The sequence below is a fragment of the Paenibacillus sp. FSL W8-0187 genome, assembly GCF_037969755.1.
Taxonomy (GTDB): domain Bacteria; phylum Bacillota; class Bacilli; order Paenibacillales; family Paenibacillaceae; genus Paenibacillus_AQ.
In genome coordinates this window covers 2,445,278-2,467,750 of record NZ_CP150206.1, presented here as the reverse complement: position 1 = coordinate 2,467,750, position 22,473 = coordinate 2,445,278, and the positions used below count along the sequence as shown (strand labels likewise).

At 52.4% G+C, this 22,473-nt stretch carries 19 protein-coding genes; 10 read left to right on the top strand and 9 right to left on the bottom strand.

What is annotated here, in order from left to right:
* Nucleotides 1-25: 25 nt before the first annotated feature.
* From MKY48_RS10930 to MKY48_RS10900, 7 genes are all read right to left on the bottom strand, one after another.
* A complete protein-coding gene (locus MKY48_RS10930; RefSeq protein WP_339292900.1) occupies nt 26-1,102 on the bottom strand; it encodes a Gfo/Idh/MocA family oxidoreductase in 1,077 nt (358 codons plus the stop codon).
* Nucleotides 1,103-1,324: 222 nt separating this feature from the next.
* Nucleotides 1,325-2,242 carry a ribose ABC transporter substrate-binding protein RbsB gene (gene rbsB / locus MKY48_RS10925; RefSeq protein ID WP_076320795.1) on the bottom strand — a complete coding sequence of 306 codons (918 nt, stop codon included), beginning with the start codon at nt 2,240-2,242 and terminating at the stop codon, nt 1,325-1,327.
* A gap of 15 nt (nt 2,243-2,257) precedes the next feature.
* On the bottom strand, nt 2,258-3,226 hold the full coding sequence (gene rbsC / locus MKY48_RS10920) for a ribose ABC transporter permease RbsC (protein WP_076320794.1): 969 nt from the start codon (nt 3,224-3,226) through the stop codon (nt 2,258-2,260).
* 1 nt (nt 3,227) lies between these two features.
* Entirely contained in the window at nt 3,228-4,709 is a 1,482-nt protein-coding gene (locus tag MKY48_RS10915; protein WP_339272051.1) for a sugar ABC transporter ATP-binding protein, read from the bottom strand.
* A gap of 15 nt (nt 4,710-4,724) precedes the next feature.
* Complete coding sequence (gene rbsD, locus MKY48_RS10910; protein ID WP_339292899.1) at nt 4,725-5,123, bottom strand: D-ribose pyranase; 399 nt, start codon at nt 5,121-5,123, stop codon at nt 4,725-4,727.
* Nucleotides 5,124-5,125: 2 nt separating this feature from the next.
* On the bottom strand, nt 5,126-6,004 hold the full coding sequence (gene rbsK / locus MKY48_RS10905; RefSeq protein ID WP_339292898.1) for a ribokinase: 879 nt from the start codon (nt 6,002-6,004) through the stop codon (nt 5,126-5,128).
* Nucleotides 6,004-6,987, bottom strand: a complete 984-nt coding sequence (locus MKY48_RS10900; protein ID WP_339272048.1) for a LacI family DNA-binding transcriptional regulator — start codon at nt 6,985-6,987, stop codon at nt 6,004-6,006. Before MKY48_RS10900 ends, rbsK begins: the two co-directional genes overlap by 1 nt.
* A gap of 235 nt (nt 6,988-7,222) precedes the next feature.
* On the opposite strand from MKY48_RS10900, the gene MKY48_RS10895 reads away from it, so the two are divergent.
* The 5 genes from MKY48_RS10895 to MKY48_RS10875 all read left to right on the top strand — a co-directional run bounded on the left by MKY48_RS10895 (nt 7,223) and on the right by MKY48_RS10875 (nt 12,945).
* Complete coding sequence (locus tag MKY48_RS10895) at nt 7,223-8,203, top strand: sugar ABC transporter permease (protein ID WP_339272047.1); 981 nt, start codon at nt 7,223-7,225, stop codon at nt 8,201-8,203.
* The gene (locus MKY48_RS10890) at nt 8,200-9,024 is read left to right on the top strand and encodes a carbohydrate ABC transporter permease (protein ID WP_339272046.1); all 825 of its coding nucleotides are present in this window, start codon (nt 8,200-8,202) and stop codon (nt 9,022-9,024) included. Before MKY48_RS10895 ends, MKY48_RS10890 begins: the two co-directional genes overlap by 4 nt.
* Before the next feature lie 125 nt (nt 9,025-9,149).
* Nucleotides 9,150-10,511, top strand: a complete 1,362-nt coding sequence (locus MKY48_RS10885; protein WP_339272045.1) for an ABC transporter substrate-binding protein — start codon at nt 9,150-9,152, stop codon at nt 10,509-10,511.
* Between the two features lie 239 nt (nt 10,512-10,750).
* The gene (gene rocF, locus MKY48_RS10880) at nt 10,751-11,659 is read left to right on the top strand and encodes an arginase (RefSeq protein WP_076320786.1); all 909 of its coding nucleotides are present in this window, start codon (nt 10,751-10,753) and stop codon (nt 11,657-11,659) included.
* A gap of 95 nt (nt 11,660-11,754) precedes the next feature.
* Entirely contained in the window at nt 11,755-12,945 is a 1,191-nt protein-coding gene (locus tag MKY48_RS10875; protein WP_076320785.1) for an ornithine--oxo-acid transaminase, read from the top strand.
* Nucleotides 12,946-13,115: 170 nt separating this feature from the next.
* Here MKY48_RS10875 and MKY48_RS10870 read toward each other — a convergent pair whose 3' ends face one another.
* A complete protein-coding gene (locus tag MKY48_RS10870; protein ID WP_339292897.1) occupies nt 13,116-14,081 on the bottom strand; it encodes a bile acid:sodium symporter in 966 nt (321 codons plus the stop codon).
* A 135-nt stretch (nt 14,082-14,216) separates the two neighbouring features.
* Here MKY48_RS10870 and MKY48_RS10865 point away from each other — a divergent pair, with 135 nt between their 5' ends.
* The gene (locus tag MKY48_RS10865; protein ID WP_339272043.1) at nt 14,217-15,125 is read left to right on the top strand and encodes a TIGR01777 family oxidoreductase; all 909 of its coding nucleotides are present in this window, start codon (nt 14,217-14,219) and stop codon (nt 15,123-15,125) included.
* A 77-nt stretch (nt 15,126-15,202) separates the two neighbouring features.
* Here MKY48_RS10865 and MKY48_RS10860 read toward each other — a convergent pair whose 3' ends face one another.
* Nucleotides 15,203-15,793, bottom strand: coding sequence for a YdhK family protein (locus MKY48_RS10860; protein ID WP_339272042.1), 591 nt, complete (start codon nt 15,791-15,793; stop codon nt 15,203-15,205).
* Nucleotides 15,794-16,000: 207 nt separating this feature from the next.
* On the opposite strand from MKY48_RS10860, the gene MKY48_RS10855 reads away from it, so the two are divergent.
* From MKY48_RS10855 to MKY48_RS10840, 4 genes are all read left to right on the top strand, one after another.
* Nucleotides 16,001-16,933: an AraC family transcriptional regulator gene (locus MKY48_RS10855; RefSeq protein WP_339272041.1), complete on the top strand. Its 933-nt coding sequence runs from the start codon at nt 16,001-16,003 to the stop codon at nt 16,931-16,933.
* Nucleotides 16,934-17,056: 123 nt separating this feature from the next.
* The gene (locus MKY48_RS10850) at nt 17,057-18,934 is read left to right on the top strand and encodes a class I mannose-6-phosphate isomerase (RefSeq protein ID WP_339272040.1); all 1,878 of its coding nucleotides are present in this window, start codon (nt 17,057-17,059) and stop codon (nt 18,932-18,934) included.
* Nucleotides 18,931-19,935: an ROK family protein gene (locus tag MKY48_RS10845; protein WP_339272039.1), complete on the top strand. Its 1,005-nt coding sequence runs from the start codon at nt 18,931-18,933 to the stop codon at nt 19,933-19,935. The genes MKY48_RS10850 and MKY48_RS10845 overlap by 4 nt, the downstream gene beginning before the upstream one ends.
* A 22-nt stretch (nt 19,936-19,957) precedes the next feature.
* A complete protein-coding gene (locus MKY48_RS10840) occupies nt 19,958-22,447 on the top strand; it encodes a glycoside hydrolase (RefSeq protein ID WP_339272038.1) in 2,490 nt (829 codons plus the stop codon).
* The last annotated feature ends 26 nt before the right edge of the window (nt 22,448-22,473 follow it).

Genomic DNA, 22,473 nt, shown 5'->3' with positions numbered 1-22,473 from the left:
CATAATGAGTGCTAGTCTGTATAGATTACGCAGGGTAAATATCAAAATCCTTCAGCGTTTCTCCTGTTCTGGCCGATTCAAATACTGCCTCGATCAGATTCAGGACACGCAGTACTTCCTCGTTCTTCACAATCGGTTCTGCTTCGCCTTGGATCACGGCCGCAAAGTTATCGAAGAAGCTGCTGGATTGACGGTATGGCTCCGGCAGAGCTCCCGTAATGGTAGCTTCTTCGGAAGGAGGGGCCATCGTTTTGGTCAATCCTACCCCGGCTTGAATCGGCTTCGGCTCCACCTTCACGGCATCCTGGTTCCGGGTAACGACTCTTCCGTTTAACGACCAATCCTCAATAATACCGGTTCCCTCGGTTCCTTTGACGTACCAGCGTGGCAGCGTAATGAAATTCGTCGTTCCCACTTCAATCAGTACGGATACGCCGTTCTCGAATTCGATGACCGATTCAAAGCCGTCATCGACCTCATCGCCGAGAATAAAGCTCAAGCGGCTGCTCAGGCTGGTTATTCGGCTGTCCACCATGAACAGGACCTGGTCAAGAAGATGCACGCCCCAGTCCAGCAGCATGCCGCCGCCGTGGGCTTCCAGATGACGCCAGTCGCCCGGTATGCCATTCGCCCCGTGCACCCTGGATTCAATTCGGAACAGGTCACCTATCGTTTTCTCATTGTACATTTGTTTAATGGTCAAGAAATCCTCATCCCAGCGGCGGTTCTGGTGAACCATCAGTACCCGGCCAGCAGCATCGGCCGCAGCCACCATCTCTTTGAAGTCACTGACGGACAATGTTACCGGCTTCTCGCAGATGACATGTTTGCCGGCTTTAAACGCCTGAAGTGCCAGTTCCATGTGCACGTCATTAGGCGTAGCAATGAGCACCACGTCAACCGCAGCATCGTTTAGTACCTGCTCATAGTTTTCGTAGGCAGGATACCCGTCTTGCTGGGATACTTCCCGGCGTTCTTCCAAAATATCGTAGGTTCCCGTAACCTCAAGAAATGCATTGTCCTTAATCAGCTTGGCATGGTAGCTGCCCATTCCGCCATAACCTACGATCACAATCGCATGTTTTCTTTTCTCCATCGTCATAATTACATAGCTCCTTTATCACATCTAAGAAGTAAACGCATACACTTCCATTATAATATAATATGCGAAATAACTGTCCTCTTTTAACGATATTGTATTCCCGCTATTATCGCAAGGCTGTGAGTTACTTCGCATCCTGTAAGAAATGGTCAATATATTTCCCAAAAAAAAAGCGTTACCCTGCTTCTATCGCAAAAGGTAACGCTTCTAAATCATACTGGATTACTCCTTCACCACCAGTTTCAGAGGTGCAGCGATATTCTCTTCCACCTCTTTGCCCTGGAGCACGTCCTTGGCTGCGCCGACGGCAAGCTGACCGATCAGCTCCGGCTGCTGGGCTACGGTAGCCGTCAGGTTCCCGGCTTCGATGGACTTCAGCGCATCGTCGTTACCGTCAAAGCCGATGACCATAATGTCTTTGCCCGAGCTTTGGATCGCTTCGATTGCGCCCAAGGCCATTTCGTCATTGTGGGCAAAAATCGCTTTGGCGTCCGGGTTGCCCTGCAGCAGATTTTCCGTCACGGTCAGACCCTTCGTCCGGTCAAAATCCGCTGCCTGCTTCGCCACCACGTTCAGCTGCTTATCTGCGATATCATGGAATCCCTTGCCGCGTTCGCGGGTCGCGGAAGCACCCGGAACCCCTTCGAGCTCAATGACCTTTGTATCTTTGCCCAGTTGATCCACGATATACTCGGCTGCCATCTGACCGCCTTTGATGTTATCGGAGGCAACCAGCGCAGCGACTTCGCCCTGATCCGCCGAACGGTCAAGTGTAATGACCGGAATACCCAAGCTATTTGCCGTTTGCACCACAGTGGAAATTGCGGACGAATCCGTTGGGTTAATCAGCAGTGCATTGACGCCCTGCTGAATCAGATCATCAACGTCGTTGCTCTGCTTGGCCGAGTCGTTCTGTGCGTCTACGACAACGACCTCCATCCCTTGTTTGGTCGCTTCGGCGACGACGCCATCCTTCAGGGATACAAAGAACGGGTTATTCAAGGTCGAGATGGAAAGACCGATTTTGATGTCTTTGACATCTCCGCCGGCCTTGGGCTTCGCCCATTCCGGCGGCTCCAGAGAACAGCCTGTTATGAAGATCAACATAAGTGATACGAGCAGCAAAGTTGTTTTTTTCATCGTTCATTCTCCCCCTTAAGCCGATTTTCTACGGTCGAGCAGTACGGCAATCGCAATCACGACGCCTTTGACAACCATCTGATAGAAAGAGTTCACACCGAGCAGGTTGAGTCCGTTATTCAGTATGCCAATGATCAGCACACCGATTAACGTACCGACGATCCGGCCGCGACCACCGGTCAGACTTGTACCGCCAAGAACAACGGCTGCGATGGCATCCAATTCATAGGACGTCCCTGCAGTCGGCTGTGCGGAATTCAAACGGGAGGTCAGAATCGCGCCTGCAAGCGCGGACAGCATCCCTGCCAGGGAATAGATCATGATCTTGACTCGTGGTACTTTAATACCGGATACAAGCGATGCTTTTTCGTTACCGCCGATGGCATATGTCTTGCGGCCAAATGACGTTTTATGCAGGATGACCCACAGCACGGCAAACGTGATGATCATCGTAATAGCAGGCACCGGAATACCAAGCAGGTATCCGCGACCGAACAATTGGAATGCAAGGCTGTCGCCAAGACCCGTAATCGGGTTACCGTTCGTATAGACGAGCGTAAGTCCTCGGAATATCGTCATGGTAGCCAAGGTGGCAATAAACGGCGCCATTTTCCCCTTGGTAATCATGAGACCATTGATCATCCCCATGACACCGCCAAGCGCAACGCCGATGATGATCGATAGGATCGGGTCAAACCCGGCCACCATCATATTGGCGACAAATGCGCTGGAGAGCGCGAGAATCGAACCGACCGACAGGTCAATACCGCCTGTCAGAATAACAAACGTCATACCGAATGCAATCAATGCATTAATCGATACCTGACGCAGCAGGTTCAGAATGTTAAGCGGTTCCAAGAAACTTGGATTCAGGACGGATACGATAACGATTAGAATGATCAGTCCGAGCAGCGGACCGAGCTTTTGCGTCAAACCTGATACCTTAAACCCTTTTTCCGCCTTGGCATCGTTAATAGTTGTCATATTACTGACCTCCTGTAGCTAGAGTCATGATATGTTCCTGCGTGGCTTGTTCACGGTCCAATTCACCGGAAATCCTGCCTTCGTGAACAACGAGAATCCGATCGCTCATTCCGAGCACCTCCGGCAGCTCCGACGACACCATCAGAATCGCCACGCCGCGTTCGGTCAGTTCATTCATCAGCTGATAAATTTCCCGCTTCGCACCAACGTCCACGCCGCGTGTCGGCTCATCCAGGATGAGCACGCTCGGCCCAATTCCGATCCACTTGGCAATAACGACCTTCTGCTGGTTACCACCCGACAGATTGCGTGCCAGCGTCTCGGATGTATGCGTCTTGATCTGCAGCCGCTTCGTCAAGGTATCCACGAAATCCTGCTCCTTCTTCCCGGAAATGAACCCTTTGGAAGAGAAGCTGAACAGATTGGGCAGTGCCATATTTTCACGGACTGAGAAATCCAGGACCAACCCTTCATCCTTGCGGTCCTCTGTTATGAATCCAATGCCGTGTTTCACGGCGTCATCCGGCTTCTTGATCGAAACTTTCTTTCCGCGTACCCAGATTTCGCCGCTATCTAGCGGGTCCAATCCGAAGATCGCTCTCATCATCTCGGTACGCCCTGCCCCCATCAGACCGGATACGCCAACAATCTCGCCGGCACGAACCGTGAAGCTTACATTCTCGAACCGGCCTTTACTGCTAATATTCTTCACTTCCAGCACGGGCTTACCCGGAGATGGATGACGTGCCGGATATCGCTCGGTCAGCTCCCGGCCGACCATCTTTTTGACGACTTCATCAAAATTCGTGTCCGGAATGGATTTGGTATCGACGGATTTACCATCTCGCATGACCGTAATCCGATCGCAGATCGTAAAGATCTCCTCCATCCGGTGGGAAATGTAAACGACGGATACGCCTTGTTTTTTCAATGAACGGATGACATCAAACAGCTTCTCAATTTCCCTTTCGGTGAGCGCCGCCGTCGGTTCATCCATAATGATGACTTTCGCTTTTGTCATAAGCGCTTTGGCGATCTCAATCATCTGCTGCTGGCCGACGGAGCATTCTCCTGCCTCCTGCGATAATGGTATCGTCACCGCTAATTTGCTGAACTGTTCCTTCGCAAGCGCCTTCATTTGTTTCATATTGAGGAAACCGAGGCCGGACGTCATCTCCTTGCCGATAAACAAGTTATCCAGAACCGTCATCTCCGGCCAGATGTTAAGCTCCTGATGGATGAAGGCAACGCCTCTCTCTTCCGCTTCCTTCGGATTAGCAAAATAGGTTTCCTTGCCGTCGATGACAATCTTGCCTTCATCCCGGCTGTGAAGACCGGTTAATATATTCATCAGCGTCGATTTACCTGCGCCGTTCTCTCCCATCAGGGCATGGACCTCTCCTTCCCGGAGATCAAAGTCCACGCCTGCCAGCACCCGGTTCGTGCCAAAAGATTTTTGGATATTCGTCATCTCAATGTTCATGGTGCTTCCTCCTTTTTAACCGAAATGAACACCGGCCTGCAAAATGCAGTTCGCATAGGGCTTGGCTTCGCCTGTACGGATAACCGCCTTAGCGTTTCGAGTCCGTGCCTTGAACTGCTCGTGTGAGCAAGCCTCGATCTCGCAATCCTGAAAATTTTCCTGTATATAATGCAGTGTTTCCTTATTATCAAGCTTCATTTCTTCAGCGATGACGATCTTTTCGATTACCATATCGTCAGCGATCGCCTCTACCACCTCGGTAAAGCTTGGTGTCCCCAGCGTTAGCGCCAAATCAATCTTGGGAACTCCGGGAGGAATCGGAAGGCCCACGTCGCCAACAACGATGGTATCGGTGTGTCCCAGATCTGCCAGCACTTTCGCGATGTGACTGTTCAGCATTCCGTTCTTCTTCATATTCAAAGACTCCCTTCCACTTCGAGGCGCGACGGCATTCCTCCCTGCGCTCCGAACTTCATGACCGATAAGGAAGCTGCGCGGTTCGCAAATTTCAGGCTGTCGGCCATGCTCATGCCTTCGGACAGAGCCACGGCAAAGGCACCGTTGAATGTATCGCCCGCTCCCGTTGTATCCACGGCTTCAACCTTGTAGCCGGGAACCACAACCTCTTCATTGCCGTCAAAATAACGAACTCCCCGCTTGCCTTCCGTCACGATCAGTTTGTTCGGATAACGGCGCAGCACGTCGCCTAATGGCTCATCTCCGAACAGAATAGCCGCTTCATGTTCGTTCGGCGTCATGTAAGCCGCCCGTTCAATAACAACGCTCGGCACCGGGCGGGCCGGAGCCGGATTCAACATCAACGGCACCTGATATCTTGCGCATAATTCACTGACATGCACCACCGTTTCCTCCGGAATCTCCTGCTGAATCAACACGATATCCGCAGCCTGGATAACCTCCGCTGCCTGATCAACATAATCCGGGGTGATCCGATCGTTGGCAGCCTTAACCACCACGATGCTGTTGTCTCCCTCTGCCAATATGATGTGTGCGGTTCCGCTTTCAATATCTGTAACCGGTTCCACATACTCCGTAATAACACCGTTCGCCTGCAAATTGCTCAAAATCGTTTCGCCGAAGGAATCTTCACCTACACAGCCAATCATCGTTACCTCTGCACCCAGTCTCGCCGCCGCGACGGCCTGGTTGGCTCCCTTCCCTCCGGGTACCGTCTTAAAGCTGTCGCCTAGCACCGTCTCTCCAGCGCCGGGGCGCTTGGTGGAGGTGACCACCAAGTCCATCGACGCGCTTCCGATTACCACGATCTTCGCCATTATGATTCCACCTTTCTTGTTGTCTGCCGCTCAATAAATTCTACCGAGAATTCGATACTGCTTCTCTCGATGTGCTGCCCTTCAATAAGTCCGATAAGCAATCTGGCCGCTTCCCGGCCCATTTCATATGCCGGCTGATGAATCGTGGACAGGGGCGGGGCCAGCAGTCGGCTGAGCAGAATATCGTCAAATCCTATAATCTGTACGTCTTCCGGCACCCTTTTCCCCAGCCGATGCGCTTCCTTGACTACGGCGGATGCCATAATATCGTTACTGGCAATGACGCCGTCCGTGTCCGGATGCTCAATGAACACTTGCTGGGCGAATTCTTCCACGTCGGTTAAAGAAAACGATGTCGTCTTCAGCACTTGATACGCAGCCGCCTGTTTTTCCAGAACCTCAACAGCGCCTTCAAAACGCTCCTGGGCAGGACGGACATCCGCCGGGCCTTGAATCACGGTTATAGCTTTACTGCCTCGCCTAACCATCTCCTGTGCCGCAATCCTACCTCCCTGCCGACCATCCGCAAATACGGAAGGTCGATCCGATGAGGTTCGATCCAGAAATACAACCGGGATCTTGAGCCCTGCATATATGTCGGCATCCGGATCATTGGTCGATGATATGACACCAACCACATTATTTTGGACAAAGGTTTGGATGTACTCCATTTCCTTCTTCTTGCTCTCGTCGCTGTTCCCGAATATCAACCGATAATCATTTTCCTGCATCTCATCCTCAACTCCGCGGGCAAGCTGCGGGAAATAAGGGTTCATAATATCCGGAAGCAAAAGTCCTATCAATTTGGATTTTCTTTTATATAAAGAACGTGCTACTTCATTCGGCGTATAATTCAGCTCGCGAATGCTTTGTTCTACCTTGGACCTGGTGTCCTCATGCACGTAACCGTTTCCATTTAAAACCCGTGAAACCGTGGCCACGGACACGCCAGCCCGGTTTGCCACATCCTTGATCGTTGCCATTACCGTCATCACCTCATTCATGTGTAACCGGTTACAGCTATAACATATCACATTTTTTTTTAACCTGCAAGCTTTTGAGGATTGGAATATTTTTGTACCGGGTATTGGCAAACCCACCTTCAGTAATAACATGGCCAGCAATAAATTACGGTATTCTTACAAAAACCTTTACTGGAGTTTACATCCGGCTCCTATACTCAATACCTGTAAGGCCAAGCAGGAAAGTGAGGTAAACATGATTATGGAAAAAGAATTTATGCTTCCCTCTCCGGGTCATTCTCTGACGCCGCCGGTTAGCGAAGCTGGGCCTTCGACAGCCGCAAAACCGATCTCTATCAAGAAAACAAGACGCAGGGAAATCATGCTCGCTTATGCATGTCTAGCACCATCGCTGCTCATTTTCGGTCTATTTCTGTTCTATCCGCTGCTCAAATCCGTCTATCTGAGCTTGTTCCTGACCGATCCTCAAGGCCGGGTAGCCGAATTCGTAGGGTTCGATAATTTCAAGGAGATACTGGCCTCCGAGATGTTTTATACCAGCTTCGGCAACACACTGCTGTTTATCGTACTGACGGTCCCGACCGGCATGGCAGCCGCCATACTGCTCGCAGCCCTGACGCATAATAAACTGAAAGGCATGAAAATATTCCGTTTTATATTCTCGCTGCCCATGGCCGTGTCCGTCGGTACCGGCTCGATGATCTGGATGATCCTCTACCATCCGACTATGGGCATGCTGAATTATTTCCTGTCGCAACTGGGCACGCAGCCCATCCAATGGCTGACCGATCCGAAATGGGCCATGATCTCCGTTGCCATCATGACGGTCTGGATGAATCTTGGGTTTAATTACATCCTGATGCTGAGCGGCATGCAGGGCGTATCCGAGGATATCTATGACAGTACCAAGATTGACGGTTCCGGTCCGTTAAGAACCTTCTTCCGGATTACGATGCCGCTGATCTCCCCTACGTTATTCTTCACATCCGTCGTGTCAGTGATTGGCGCCTTCCAAGCGTTTGGACAGATCAACATCCTGACCAAGGGCGGTCCGATGAACAGCACCAACGTCATCGTGTTCAATATCTATCAGGATGCATTCGTCAACTTCCGCTTCGGCATCGGCAGTGCGCAAGCGCTCATCCTGTTTGCGATCATTCTGCTGCTGACCGTCTTTCAATTTAAATTCGTGGAGAAGAAGGTGCATTACCAATGAACATGCGTCTCATGCCCAAAAGCTTCATCTACTTCGCGCTGCTTCTCTGTTCGCTGGTCGTTGCCTTTCCGCTTCTATACACCTTGTCGACATCGCTTATGAGCGAGGCTGAATCGGCCGTTTATCCGCCGCCTCTGCTTCCGGAAGCCATCAATCTGTCCAATTTCGCCAAGGTGATCGATACGATCCCTGTCCTTACCTTTATCGGGAACAGCCTGGTCGTCTCCATTGCCATCATGGTCGGGCAGATCGTGACCGCAAGCCTGGCGGCATACGCCTTTGCCTTCCTCCGGTTCCCGGGTAAAACGCTGCTGTTCAGCCTCTTTCTCGCCACCATGATGATCCCGTGGGAAGTGATCATGATCCCGAACTATCTGACGGTCAAAAGCTTGAATTGGCTCGATACCTACCAGGGGCTTATCGTTCCATTCCTGGCAACCGCCTTCGGAACCTTCCTGCTCAGACAAGCCTTTTTGCAGCTGCCGAAGGAGCTGTTTGAAGCGGCCCGGGTGGACGGCTGCGGCCATGTCCGGATTTTTCTGAGCATGGTGGTGCCGTTATCCGTACCTGGAATTGCCACGCTGGGCGTGTACTCGTTCCTGAACAATTGGAACATGTACCTGTGGCCGCTCTTGACCACCAACCGCGTTGAAATGCGTACCGTTCAGATCGGGATTGGCATGCTGCAGTTCGAAGAGATGAATTCGTGGAATTTGATTCTATCCGGCGTACTCCTTCTGCTGCTTCCTTCCCTGCTGCTGCTTGCGCTCGGTTTGAAGCCGCTTGTCCGCGGCATCACGGCAGGTGCGTTGAAGGGCTAATCGCTATATTAATTCGGACTATAATGAATCAGCCTTGCGTGCCGGTTATCGATAAGAAACGGGCCGCGCAATTTCTGATAGATCAAACCATACTTTATTTTCAAAAAGGGAGAGATTAACCGATCATGAAACGTTTTGGTAAAAGGTCCTTCGCGCTGCTCCTGCTTTCCTGCTTCATGCTGATCAGCGCCGCTTGCAGCAATACGCCAGCCGCTGGAGAAACGACCGTTGCTGCCGGCAGCGAGCCAGCCAAAGATCCTGTTAAGGTTGTGTGGTGGCATTCCATGAGCGGGGAGCTCGGGACTGTCGCGGACAAGCTGATCTCCGATTTTAATGCGGCCCACAAGGATATTCAGGTTGAGGGCGTGTTTCAAGGAACGTATGATGAAAGCTTGAACAAGCTGAAGGCCTCCTTGGGATCAAAGAGCGGTCCAAGCATGATCCAGGTGTACGAAATCGGCAGTCGTTTCATGATGGATACCAAGGCCATCCGTCCGGTTCAGGACTTCATGGATGCTGAAGCATACGACATTTCCTCCTTGGAACCGAATATCAAAAATTACTATACATTCGACAACAAATTGTACTCCATGCCGTTTAACTCCTCCAACCCGATTCTGTATTACAACAAGGACGCTTTTAAAGCGGCGGGTCTCGACCCGGAAAACCCTCCCAAAACCTACGAAGAGGTAGCGGAAGCGGCAAAAGCGCTGACAAAAGGCGGCCAAACCGGAGCATCCTTCGCCATCTATGGCTGGCTCATGGAACAATTCCTTGCGAATCAAGGCGTTGAGCTGCTGAACAACGGCAATGGCCGCACTTCCCCGGCAACCGCTTCGCAGGTCAACAACGGCGCTGCCGTGAAGACGCTGGAATGGTGGAAGCAAATGCTGGACGATAAGGTGCTCCTGAACCTGGGACGTAAAACGGATGACACCAAAAAAGCATTTGCAGCAGGTCAAATTGCCATGACGCTGGACTCGACGGCTTCCCTCCGCGGAATCGTCAGCGCAGCGGAAGGCAAATTCGAAGTCGGTACGGCGTTCCTGCCCAAACCGGCTGACGGCGGCGAAGGCGGCGTTATTATCGGCGGTGCAAGCCTGTGGCTGATGAACAACAAATCGGAAGAAGAGCAGCAGGCAGCCTGGGAATTCATGAAATATTTGGCCGAGCCGCAAACGCAAGCCTACTGGCATGTCAACACAGGTTACTTCCCGGTAACAACTAAAGCTTACGAAGAGACCCTGGTAAAGGAAAACCTGGAGAAATATCCGCAATTCCAGACGGCCGTGGATCAATTGCATCAAACGACGGCCAACCTGGCAACGCAAGGCGCTGTCATGGGCGTGTTCCCTGAAGCCCGCCAGCTGACGGAAACGGCCATCGAGGAAGTGCTAAACGGTCAAAAAACGGCGCAGGAAGCACTGGACAAAGCCGCTCAGGAGATCAGCTCCAAGATCGAGACCTATAATAAAACGGTGAAATAAACGTCGATCGACGTACTTTCTCGGAAGACAGACCTCATATACTGTCCTATATGAACGAATTGCAACCCTTGATACAGGATCATAAGGCCCTCCGCGGTGCCCTATGAATCATGCATCAGGGGTATTTTTCTGATGGCAGCTTCACCTCAACTTTCCATATTGGATCAGCTTGTATAGGGGTTTGCCCAAGTCACTTAGCCGGGCTCCTGAATACACTGATACAAAGTGGAGGTGAGCCTATGATGAGAAATCTTCCGTCCACCGTAACCATCGTCCCGGTGCCGTTTGACCGGGGTGCTACCCGCCGCGGCGCAAGCCAGGGACCGAATGCGATTTTCGGAGCCGGCTTGAAACGAAAGCTTGACATGCTCGGTGTATCCTACCAGGTCGATGACCTTGCTGGACTCCCCGAACACAAGGATGAAACGCACGATCCTCAATTAAAACATCTGAAAGAAGTCATAACGATTAACGAGCAGCTCGCAGCTCATGTGTCTGCCCTGGCACAATCGGGCGTCTTCCCGCTTGTCCTTGGCGGTGACCATAGCATTGCAATCGGCACGCTAGCCGGGCTTACCCGGCACTATCAAAGCCTGGGCGTCATCTGGATTGATGCTCACTCCGATCTCAATACGCCGGATACAACTCCAAGCGGCAATATCCACGGCATGTCGCTGGCTGTCAGCTTGGGAAGAGGCGATGCACGGCTAACATCGATCGGCGGCGTAAAATCAACGATCAAGCCGGAGCATGTAGTGCTCATTGGCGCTCGTTCCCTCGATCAGGGCGAACGGGATTTCATCCGTCGGGAAGGCATTACCTGCTTCACGATGCAGGACATCGACCGCATGGGCATGTTCCGGGTCATGAAGGAGGCTATCCGAATAGCGTCAACGGGCACGGATGGCGTTCACCTCTCCTTCGATATCGATAGTGTCGATCCGAAAATCGCACCTGGAACGGGAACGCCGGTTCAGGGCGGACTCAGTTACCGGGAAGCGCATCTGGCCATGGAGATGCTGTCGGAATCCGCTATTCTGACCTCGGCTGAATTCGTGGAGAACAACCCGCTGCTGGACCGCGGACAGACAACGTCCCGGCTGCTTGTCGGCTTAATCGGCTCCATGCTGGGCGAAAGCATCTTGTGACGCGTCCTCATACTTGATTATGAGAGGCTTTTTTGGCGCGGTATCCGGTGCCAGCCGCCGGTTAGGTTTCTTAAGACTCCCAAGGAGGTTACACTATGGACCCTTCAAACCCACATATCGAGAAAGCCGAAAGGTACGGTGCGAGAAACTACCACCCGCTACCCATTGTCATTGCCAAAGCTGCAGGCATCCATGTGACGGATTCGGACGGCAAGCGGTACATCGATATGTTAAGCGCCTACTCAGCGCTGAATGCAGGTCATTGTCATCCCCGAATAATCGGCGCTTTAAAGGAACAAGCAGATAAGGTGACACTGACTTCGCGCGCATTCCATCATGATCAACTGGGCGAGTTTTACGAGAAGCTGTCTGCTTTCACCCACAAAGACATGATTCTTCCCATGAATACGGGGGCCGAGGCTGTTGAGACGGCACTCAAGGCAGCACGCCGCTATGCTTACCGGAAGAAAGGCATACCGGCCAATCAGGCCGAAATCATCGTCTGCGAAGGTAATTTCCACGGCCGCACCATCACCGTCACTTCCTTCTCCTCATCCAGCGAATATCGGGAAGACTTCGGCCCTTTCACGCCGGGCTTCAAAGTCATCCCCTATGGCGACCTGGAAGCGCTGAAGCAGGCCATCTCACCGAATACGGCCGCCTTTCTTGTAGAGCCGATCCAGGGAGAATCCGGCATCATTATCCCTCCTGACGGATACCTTAGCGGCGCAATGGAGCTGTGCAAGCAGCATCGCGTTCTTCTGCTCGCGGACGAAATCCAGACCGGCTTCGGCAGGACAGGAAAACGTTTTGCCTGCGACTGGGAGGATGTCATGCCGGATATGTACATCCTCGGAAAAGCGCTGGGCGGCGGTGTTTTCCCAGTCTCTGCCGTGGCGGCGGACGCCGATATTCTCGGTGTATTCGAGCCGGGGTCCCACGGCTCCACCTTCGGCGGGAATCCCCTCGGCTGCGCGGTAGCCATCGCTTCCATGGATGTATTCCTGGAGGAAGGGCTGGAAGGCAGCTCCAAGGAGCTCGGCGACTATTTTCTTCAGCAGCTTCGATCCATCCGGCATCGCGATATTCAGGAGGTGCGCGGCAGGGGCCTATTCATCGGCATGGAACTGAAGGTTCCAGCCAGAACCTACTGCGAGACACTAAAGGATCTCGGTTTGCTCTGCAAAGAAACCCATGAATCCATTATCCGCTTCGCCCCTCCGCTCATCATCACCAAAGCGGAACTGGACCAGGCCATTGGGATTGTAAGGCAAGCGTTTGCGTGACGATCCGAAACAGACTTGCAATTGCATAAAAAAACAGTTTGTTCACCCCCTGGCTCAAATAACAACGGGTGCGGCAAACTGTTTTTCTGGTTCCTCTCTCACTCAAGCTTTGCAGCTTATCCTGATACTGCGATTCACCGAGCCACTTTCCTGATAGGGTCTGAGCACAGTTATTTAATCGACTTCACTTTCATTCTTCTTGATAGAAGCAGCAGCTGAGAGACAACAGCAAGCACGGGCAGTTCGATCAACGGGCCGATGACCAAGGCTAGAGCAATCACGGGTTGTTCCGGAAAGGCCGTCACGGCGATCGCGAGAGCTACCGGGGAGTTCCGGGCAATGATCGTTAAATGGAGGCTGACCGAATCCTCGTAAGAGAAACGCAGCATTCTGCCCACTACGCTGCCCAGCGTGTAATTCATCATAAAATAAATCAAGATCGGAACAATGAGAATATAAATCATGTCCATATGATTCAATAAGTATGACCCTTGTGACGCAAACATCGCGACAATGGCAAGACATAGAAAGACAATCTGTGCCCGGCCAAAAAATGGCAGCACCTTGTGCTCCAGCGCCTCTTTCTTCGCTCTCAGCAAGAAACGGGTGAGATGTGCAAGAGTGAACGGAACTACAAGCACAAGCAGCACGCTTTCGATCAATGTTTCCAGCGATATCGTTTCGATCGTACCGGAGAACAAGAGCAAATATAGCGGAAGCAGCAGCACCTGGAGGATCAGATTAATGGGCAGCACCGATGTTGACAAGGGCACGTTCCCCTTGGCAATCGAGGTAAACACCAAATACCAGTCGGTACATGGGGTCACCATCAACATAATGAATCCGATCCAAAGCGCCGGGTGATCCGACAGAAAAACAGCGCCGAGTCCCCAAGCAAGCAGCGACGTCCAGATAAAATTAATGGCGGTGCTCGCCCCCAGAAACTTAATGTTCTTGAACGCCTCTCTTAACTGCTGCAGCGGTATCGTCAAGAACAATCCATACAACATCAGCAGCAAAAAAGGAACGATCCCGTAGTCTGCATATTCCGAAACAACCGGAAACTGCCCCAATAACAGCCCGATTGCCACCGCACCCATGATGATCAAAGTTTGAAGTTTCTCTATAAGTCCCATCCCGCACCCCTTACCATTTAAATCATGGACAAAATGAAGTAATGACCGAAAAATCATATAACGGAATCATACCGCATTTTTTGTATAATGGATTGTATAATGTTCAGGACAAATTAAAAGTATAAGGAGGTTCATATGAGAATAGCCATTTGCGGAGGCACCGGTTTCATTGGGCAGGCATTGTGTTCGCGTTGGCAGCGCGATGGACATGACGTTATCATCGTCACAAGATCGAAGCCGGAAGTTCCTCCCAATCGCCAACAAGACGGGCCTATATCCTATCTGACCTGGGATGAGATGAAGTCCCATCCCGAGCGGTTTGAGGATTTGGATGCCATCGTTAACCTAGCTGGCTCTTCCCTTAGTCAGCGCTGGACGCAAGCAGGCAAGCAGAGAATCCTTCAGTCAAGACAACGAACCGTCTCCTCCGTAGCCGAACTGATGGACCGCCTGGAGCATAAACCTCCGGTCGTAGTTCAAGCTTCGGCGATGGCCATTTACGGCACATCCGAGTTTGAAACATTTGATGAGGAAAGTCCTGCCACGGTTATGGATTTCCCGTCCGAGGTTGTGTTGCAATGGGAGCAAGCGGCCGACCGCATCCCGGTTGACCGGTTAATTAAGCTGCGCATCAGCGTTGTTCTGGGAGGTAAAGGCGGAGCCCTTCCCAAAATGCTGCTGCCCTATAAACTAGGCGTAGGCGGCAAGATCGGCAGCGGCAAACAATGGCTCTCCTGGATACATATCGACGATATCGTGGAACTCATCGATTATTGCATCCTGCACGAGGACATATCCGGAGTCGTGAATGCGGCTTCCCCGCATGCGGTCACGAACGATGAATTCGGCAGGAGCATCGCCAAGGTCTATCACCGTCCGCACTGGCTCCCCCTGCCTGCTTTCATGCTCCAAGCCATCCTGGGCGAAATGTCGCTCATTCTGCTAAAGGGCCAGCGTATCCTGCCGGCTAAGGCCCAACGTCACGGCTTCCAGTTTCGCTATCCGGAAGTGACGGACGCACTGAAGCAGATCAAAGAAAGCTGAACTGTACGGCCACATGCATAGAAAAACAATCGCTCTCATGTATAGAGAACGATTGTTTTCTTTTTTTCATAAAACTTCTATTGTACGGGGGCCAGCTCGCTTTCCGTCACCCACTTATGGTTCTTGACTTCTTCGCCGGTTGTCGTCGTGAAATCCACCATATAGACCGTCGTTTGTTCGGCGGAATCGATAACGGCAGTGGCTCCCTTCATTCCCTCCATATGATCCGCATTCACGACGGCTTCCGTTCCGGGCTTTAGGGGCTCCTTCCCGGCATCCTTCATCTCCTCATGAATCACCCATTTATGATCCTTTACTTCAGGTCCGCCGCTCGTCGGCGTATACGATATCGTGTACACCGTCGTATCGTACGCCCCGACAATCGTTGCTTTTGCCCCCTTCATTCCGGGCATGTGGTCGGATTCAATGATCGCTTCGGTGCCCACCGCATAGGTTGGATTCTCTGCCGGCTTCAACCCTTCCGGAACCTCCCCCGAGCCGGAATGGTTCATGCTGCCATGATCCATGTCATCCATGTTCCCGGTGGCCTCCGTGTTTTCCTTGTTATCGGGGTTTGCGCTTTTCGTATTACCGCAGGCACCCAGTATGAGGATGAGGGATGCTAACGCAACCAGAATAAGCGGCTTCCATCGTTTCTTAGCTGACATATGATGAACTCCTCTCTTATATTGAATGTTCATAGCATAGCAACTACTTATGAAGAACATGTGTAGCTGTCTATGCATTACATCACTATACCCATTTTTTCAATAAAACTTATCTGTGATATAAAATAGAGAGTGATCATAACTACTATTTAGTCCTATACTCTTGGTAGACATATTTGCCAATTCCCAGAAGGAGCACTTTCTCCCATGCAAATCAATGACGAAACTTACATCCCGTTATTTAAACGGGCCAATTCCATATTAAACCGAACCCTGAACCGTATCGATCAGCAGGAACTGAGCATCCGGATCCACTACTGGGGATTTATGCCGCGCCACTACGATAATACGGAGCATAGGCATTCTTTTTTTGAAGCCTGTTACGTGTTGACAGGCCGTGGATCGTATATCGAAAACGAGACAGAGTTCCATCTTCATCCAGGCACCCTGTTTCTCTCAAGGCCGGGGGTCCAGCACCAAATTAAGAGCAGAGAAGGCTTGGCCTTATGTTATGTTGCCTTTGAGCTGGATGAATCGGCAAACAACGATTTCCATACGGCTGCTTTCCGAAGGTTAGCCAGCCAAGGCATTCCGGTGCTTCAGGAAGGTGCCGGGCAAGCGCCTGGACTCTTGTGGCTTTCGCTGTTATCCGTGTTTCAGTCGGGCTCTGGCGGTAAGCAGCACCCGCCGCATATGCTGAACAGCATGGCTATTTCACTCATATTATCGATTCTGGCAGCCCACGGCCCCGGTTTCTACCAAGAACCTTCCGATGGTGGAGCAAACGAAGAAGGAGCTTCGATGTTTCATCAGGCCGAATTGTTTATCAAGGATAATCTGGGCGAGCCGCTCTCGCTGGAGCGGGTGGCTGGCCATCTTCACGTTACGACCCGTCATTTGACAAGACTGTTCCGGAAATACGGACATCAATCCTTTGTTCATTATGTGCAGGAGCAGCGTGTGCAGCAGGCTAAACACCTGCTTCTGAATACAGACCGGCAGATCAAAGAGATTGCCATCTCTTGCGGATTCGAGTCCGTGCACTACTTCACCCGGGTGTTTACATCTAAACTTGGTGTAACCCCGGCCCGCTTCCGGCGGTCGCAGTTTTCGGAAGGTCGTTACGACTCCGAGCTTTAGCGGCTAGAGACGTCGATGTCCTGATCGTACAAAAACACTTCCTCTTTTTATAAAGACGGATCCTCCCTTGCCTTCTACAATGAAGTCGTAACAGACATTCCGGAAGGGAGGATCCATCTATCCATGAAACCTGCAACAGCCTTTCAATCACACCCGATCAACCACTTGGACTTTCGAAACGGACCCCAATTCATGAAGAGCGGGATCGACTCATGGTGTTCATTGATCCTATCGACCTACAAACAAAAATCCCAGCATGAAGTGCAAGAAAAGAGCAGTATCTTCATTACGCTTGACGGAACACACGGCGCGGATTTCGATAAACTTCTGGCAAAGCTTCAGCAAACCTGTGAGCAAGAAGGGATCACCTTCACATGCGATTCCACGTCCGATTATGTCAAACCCGAAGCCGAGCTCCGGGCCGAGATGGCTCCTTATCTGACTGACAACCGGGCATTCGGCTATAAAGCAACCGATGTACGTCCCATTCAATATTTTCAACAGGATGCACGGTCTGCCTTGAAAAAAAGTGCGCTTGAATCTGACGCGATGCGCGGCATATACGTACTGCACGGACCCGGCGCTTCGCTGCTTGAAGGCCGGACCCCCGACCTTCGTTTCTACGCCGATTACTCCCGCGAAAACCAGCAGCGGCGTCATGCCCAGCAGATGGGCAGCTTCGGCTTGGGCATCTCCCACGACAAGGTTGAGACTTACAAGAATTGTTTATTTCTCGAATGGCCCGTCTGGGAGACTTACCGTCGTGACTGGTTAGCCCATTATACCCATGCCGAACGCTCGGACAATAAAGCGTTCTACATGGACTTCAATCGTCCGGAAGAGCCGGTGTGGCTGCCGGCAGCAACCTTGGCAAACGTACTGCATAAAGCGAGTCAGCAGCCGTTTCGGGTCAAGCCGTTTTTTGCCCCGGGAATATGGGGTGGTCAATACCTTAAGGAATTATGCGGCCTTCCCGACGAATGGCCGAACTGCGCCTGGAGCTTTGAGCCCATCGCTCCCGAGAATACGCTTCTGCTGTGCGTGCAGGATATCACCTTCGAGATTCCGTTCACATTGCTGATGGAGGCAGCGCCTCAAGAGATCATGGGAAAGCGTAATGTCAGGCTATTCGGCGATTATTTCCCGATCCGGTTTGATTATCTGGATACAATGCAGGGCGGCGAGCTATCGCTGCAGGTGCATCCGCTGCAAGAATATGCCGAGTCACGGTTCAATGAACATATGACGCAGCAAGAGTCGTACTACATCATGCGGAATGCCCCGGGAGCCAAGGTGTATCTCGGGCTGAAGGAAGGAATTAGCGGCGGACGTCTGCTTGAAGCAGTGGAAGACGCCCAGCTTCAGGAAAAGCCGCTTCAGCTCTCCGACTACGTTAACGAGTACGATTCGCAAACAGGGGGTCTTTACCTCATTCCACCAGGCACGGTCCACTGCTCTGGCAGGGATAATCTGGTGCTGGAAATCTCCTCAACCACCTGGTGGTTCACGTTCAAGATCTACGATTACTTACGGATGGACGCAGATGGCAAGCCGCGCCCGATGAACCCTGAGCATGCACACCACAATATCAATGACGCCATGAATACGTCAGCGGTAGAAAGCGGACTTATCGCCCAGCCAACCGTCATAAGCCGTCAAGGCCGTAGTGCGGAGGAACTGCTCGGTCAACGGGATGATCTGCTATTCCAGGTTAGCAGGCTGACCCTGCATGAAACATGGAATGCAGACACACAAGGAGAATTCGTCATGTACAACCTTGTGGAAGGTGAACGTGTCCGCCTTGTACCGGCAGCGGACGAGGGTGCGGCCGTTGAATGGGGTTATGCGGAATCCTACATCGTCCCGGCATGTGTGGGAGAATACCGTCTGGAGAACCTGTCCGGCTCCCCGTGCACCTTGATCGCCGCCAGAGTCAATCCGGAGTGGAATCTTCCGCTTCTTCCGCCTCACTGGGCAACCGAAAGTGGGGAGACTCAATGAGCCGCAATGATAGCGCCGATCCAGAAAGCGTGCCTTCTCCTGCCCCTATCACGATCGCGCTCGATGCTGGCGGCACTGCGTTGAAGGGAGCGCTCATCGTGAACGGGCAGCTAATCCCCGGCTCGTTCCTAACCCGGCCTTCAGAATCCCAAGGAGCCGCGGCGGATACAATCGCCAGCTTTGCTCAAGCCTGTCATGATTTGATCACCTATTACGCTTCGGCCTTCCGGCCATTGGATTATTACGATTCGATCCGGATCGGCTTTGCTTTTCCGGGGCCCTTCGATTATGCAAAGGGCATCGCGCTTCTTCAAGGCATCGGCAAATATGAAGCCCTGTTCAAGCTGTCGGTTCGGGATCTGCTCCGTTTCGAATTTCAGAGACTCAAGTCATCCTTCCCGGGTGTCACAATGAATCGTCTGACTGCGGCCGATATCCGGTTCGGGAATGACGCCTTCATGTTCGGGCTTGGGGCCTCCATCCGGTTCCCATCGGAGCGTCTCCTATGCCTTACGCTCGGTACAGGCCTTGGCTCTGCCTTTGTGGAGAATGGTCAAATCGTAGCCGGTAGACACGGTATCCCAAGCAGCGGAATGCTGTTTGCGGAGCCTTACCGGGATCACATCGTGGACAGCTATTTCGGGAGAAGGGGCATTCTGAACATGGCTTCGAAGCGGGGTCTCCTGACCGACGGGATCGATGTAGCCGACCTCGCTGAAGCAGCCAAGGGCGGTAACACGCAAGCTCAGGATGTATTTCGGGAATACGGCACCAAGCTAGGAGAGATGCTTCTCCCTTATCTATCCGAGTTCAAACCTAGCCGCCTAGTGCTAGGGGGACAAATCTCGTACAGCTTGCCCTTATGGGAAAGGGAAATCCAGCTAGCTTTAAGCAGGCATGCCGTTCCGGTTCATACTCTCGCAGATGGAACGGCGGCTGTGTTTAACGGCATTGAGAAGTTATTCGGGGATCCGGATCATCATGTTTCCGCTCCCAATTAATTTATAGGAGGTCACCAATATTATGAACCTATCCACGCAAGGCGGTCATCGACCCGCCCGCCCCTGGACGATCTATGTCATCCATCATTCCCACACAGATATCGGCTACACCGAGCGCCAAGAAAGAATTGAGCAGTACCATGTGGATTTTATCCGCCAGGCACTAGACATCACGGAAGCCGCACACCGCGGGGAGCGCCCGGAATGGAAAACATTCCGCTGGACCTGCGAGACCTTCTGGGCCGTGGAGAAATTTCTCGAAGAAGCAACTCCGGCAGAGAAAGAAGCTTTTCAACAAGCGGTGAAACGTGGCGATATCGAACTGTCCGGAACCTATCTCAATATGACCGAGCTCCCGGATTTCGACCTCCTTCTGCGGAATCACGGCAAGGCGCAAAGGTTCGCGGAGACCTTCGGACATCGGATCGACAGCGCCATGACCGCCGACATTAACGGGTACAGCTGGGGGTATGCCGAAAGCCTGCTGCAACATAACATCGAGCACCTGTTTTCCTGCATCCATACGCATCACGGCATGTATCCGCTGGGCCGCAAACAAACGCCGTTCTGGTGGGAAAGTCCAAGTGGCGGCAAGCTGCTTGTTTGGAACGGCGAACATTATATGTTCGGCAACGAGCTCGGGTTCTGTCCGGATGCACTGGGTAAATACATCATCAAAGACGAGCTTCAGCATAACCTGATGGAGCCTGAACAACGTCATAACGACATCGCTGCTTTACGGATTAACCGGTATTTATGGAATCTCGAGCAGGAATCCTACCCCTACTCCTTCGTTCCGGTCATGGTCTCAGGCCTAGGCACGGACAATGCATCCCCGAATGCGGATATCGCGGAGTGGATTACGAATTGGAATGAACAATACGGCGACCAAATCACCATTAAGATGGCTACGCTGTCCGAATTTTTTGCAGCATTGAAACAGGAGGACCTGTCCGCGCTTCCGGTACACCGGGGGGATTGGCCGGACTGGTGGACCGATGGGGTGGCTTCAACAGCGATGCATACCCAGATTTACCGGGATGCCCAGCGCACCCTTCGCAAGGTCAAGCGGCTCGATCCGGTCCATGGTGCGGCAAGCCTGACCGAGATCGAGGATGCCTCACAAGCACTGACCATGTACGCCGAGCATACATGGGGCTATCATTCCTCCGTGTATGAGCCATGGCACCCGCAGGTGCAAATGCTGGAGGTGCGGAAGCAAGCCTATGCGGCTGAAGCCAGCAAGCTGGCTTACCGGGCGCTGGATAAAACGCTTGTTGCCCGTCAGGGCGCACTGCTTGCCCCTCATCGTCCCTTGCGCTACGAGGTGATCAACACGGAGTCGGCCGCGGCGACGCTGCAGGTCGCCATCCCGCTGGATGGTTGGGAACATGTGATCTTGAAGAAAAAGTTCGAGCTCATCGACGAAACGACCGGACAGGCATTACCGTACCAATTGGCACACACGGGGGCGCTTGTCACGCAGCTCTCACTTAAACCGGATGAGTCCCGGATCTTGTACATCCATCCGCACGAAACACCGGATGCACTCTCCGCTTCCGGGAACATGGTGACTGCGCGCAACACCGAACCGATTGCATGCGAAGGAATTGCCGACATCCAATCTCAGCCCATAACTCCATATCCAATCGTTGTGGGCAAGCGTTCGATCGAATCCGAATCCTTCCGGATCGAATGGGAGATGAACGAAGGCATTACGGCATGGATCGATAAGACACGCTCGGCAGACCTGCTGGACGATGCACGCGAGCACGCGCCATTCACCCCCGTGTACGAGGTAACGCCGGCACAGGATGAGCATAATCCGTCCGAAATATGCTCAACCCGCCGCCGCATGGGACGCAACCGGAAGGGCACGAACGTCCAGCAGGATACCGGACGCTTGACCCGAGTCACCGTGCTGGACAACGGACCGCTGTTTGCCCTGGTGGAGCTGGTCTTTGACGTGAAAGGGCTCAGCTACTATGCCCTACACATCAAGATGTATGCGAACCAACCTCGTGTCGAGGTGTCCGTCCGCTTCCACAAGGACAGCGTCTGGCTACCGGAGAATGTTTACGTGGCTTTGCCATTCACTATGGGCACTGAAGCCGAGCTATATGTAGAAAAAGCCGGCTGTCATGTCCGGCCATGGAAGGATCAGATTCCCGGAACCTGCCTGGATTACACCAGTGTCCAAGAGGGAATATTCTGGCACTCGGCCAAAGAACGGGAAGCGCTCATTCTGTCCATGACAGACACGCCGCTCGTACAGCTGGGAACGCTGGAGCACGCCCCCCGGCTGCTCCACACCATGCAGTCTGCGGACAGCCGTCCTTCCACGTATGCCTGGATATTGACCAACTACTGGGAAACCAACTTCAAGGCGACGCTCGGCGGCTTCTACGAGTTCCGTTATGCGCTTGAGCGGCATCGCCAGTTGGACCCGGAGCAGGCTGTGAAAACCCTGCACGCTTCAACCGGACAATTCACGATTCACCGAATCAAATAAGTCAAGATGGAAAACAGCTGCCCTGG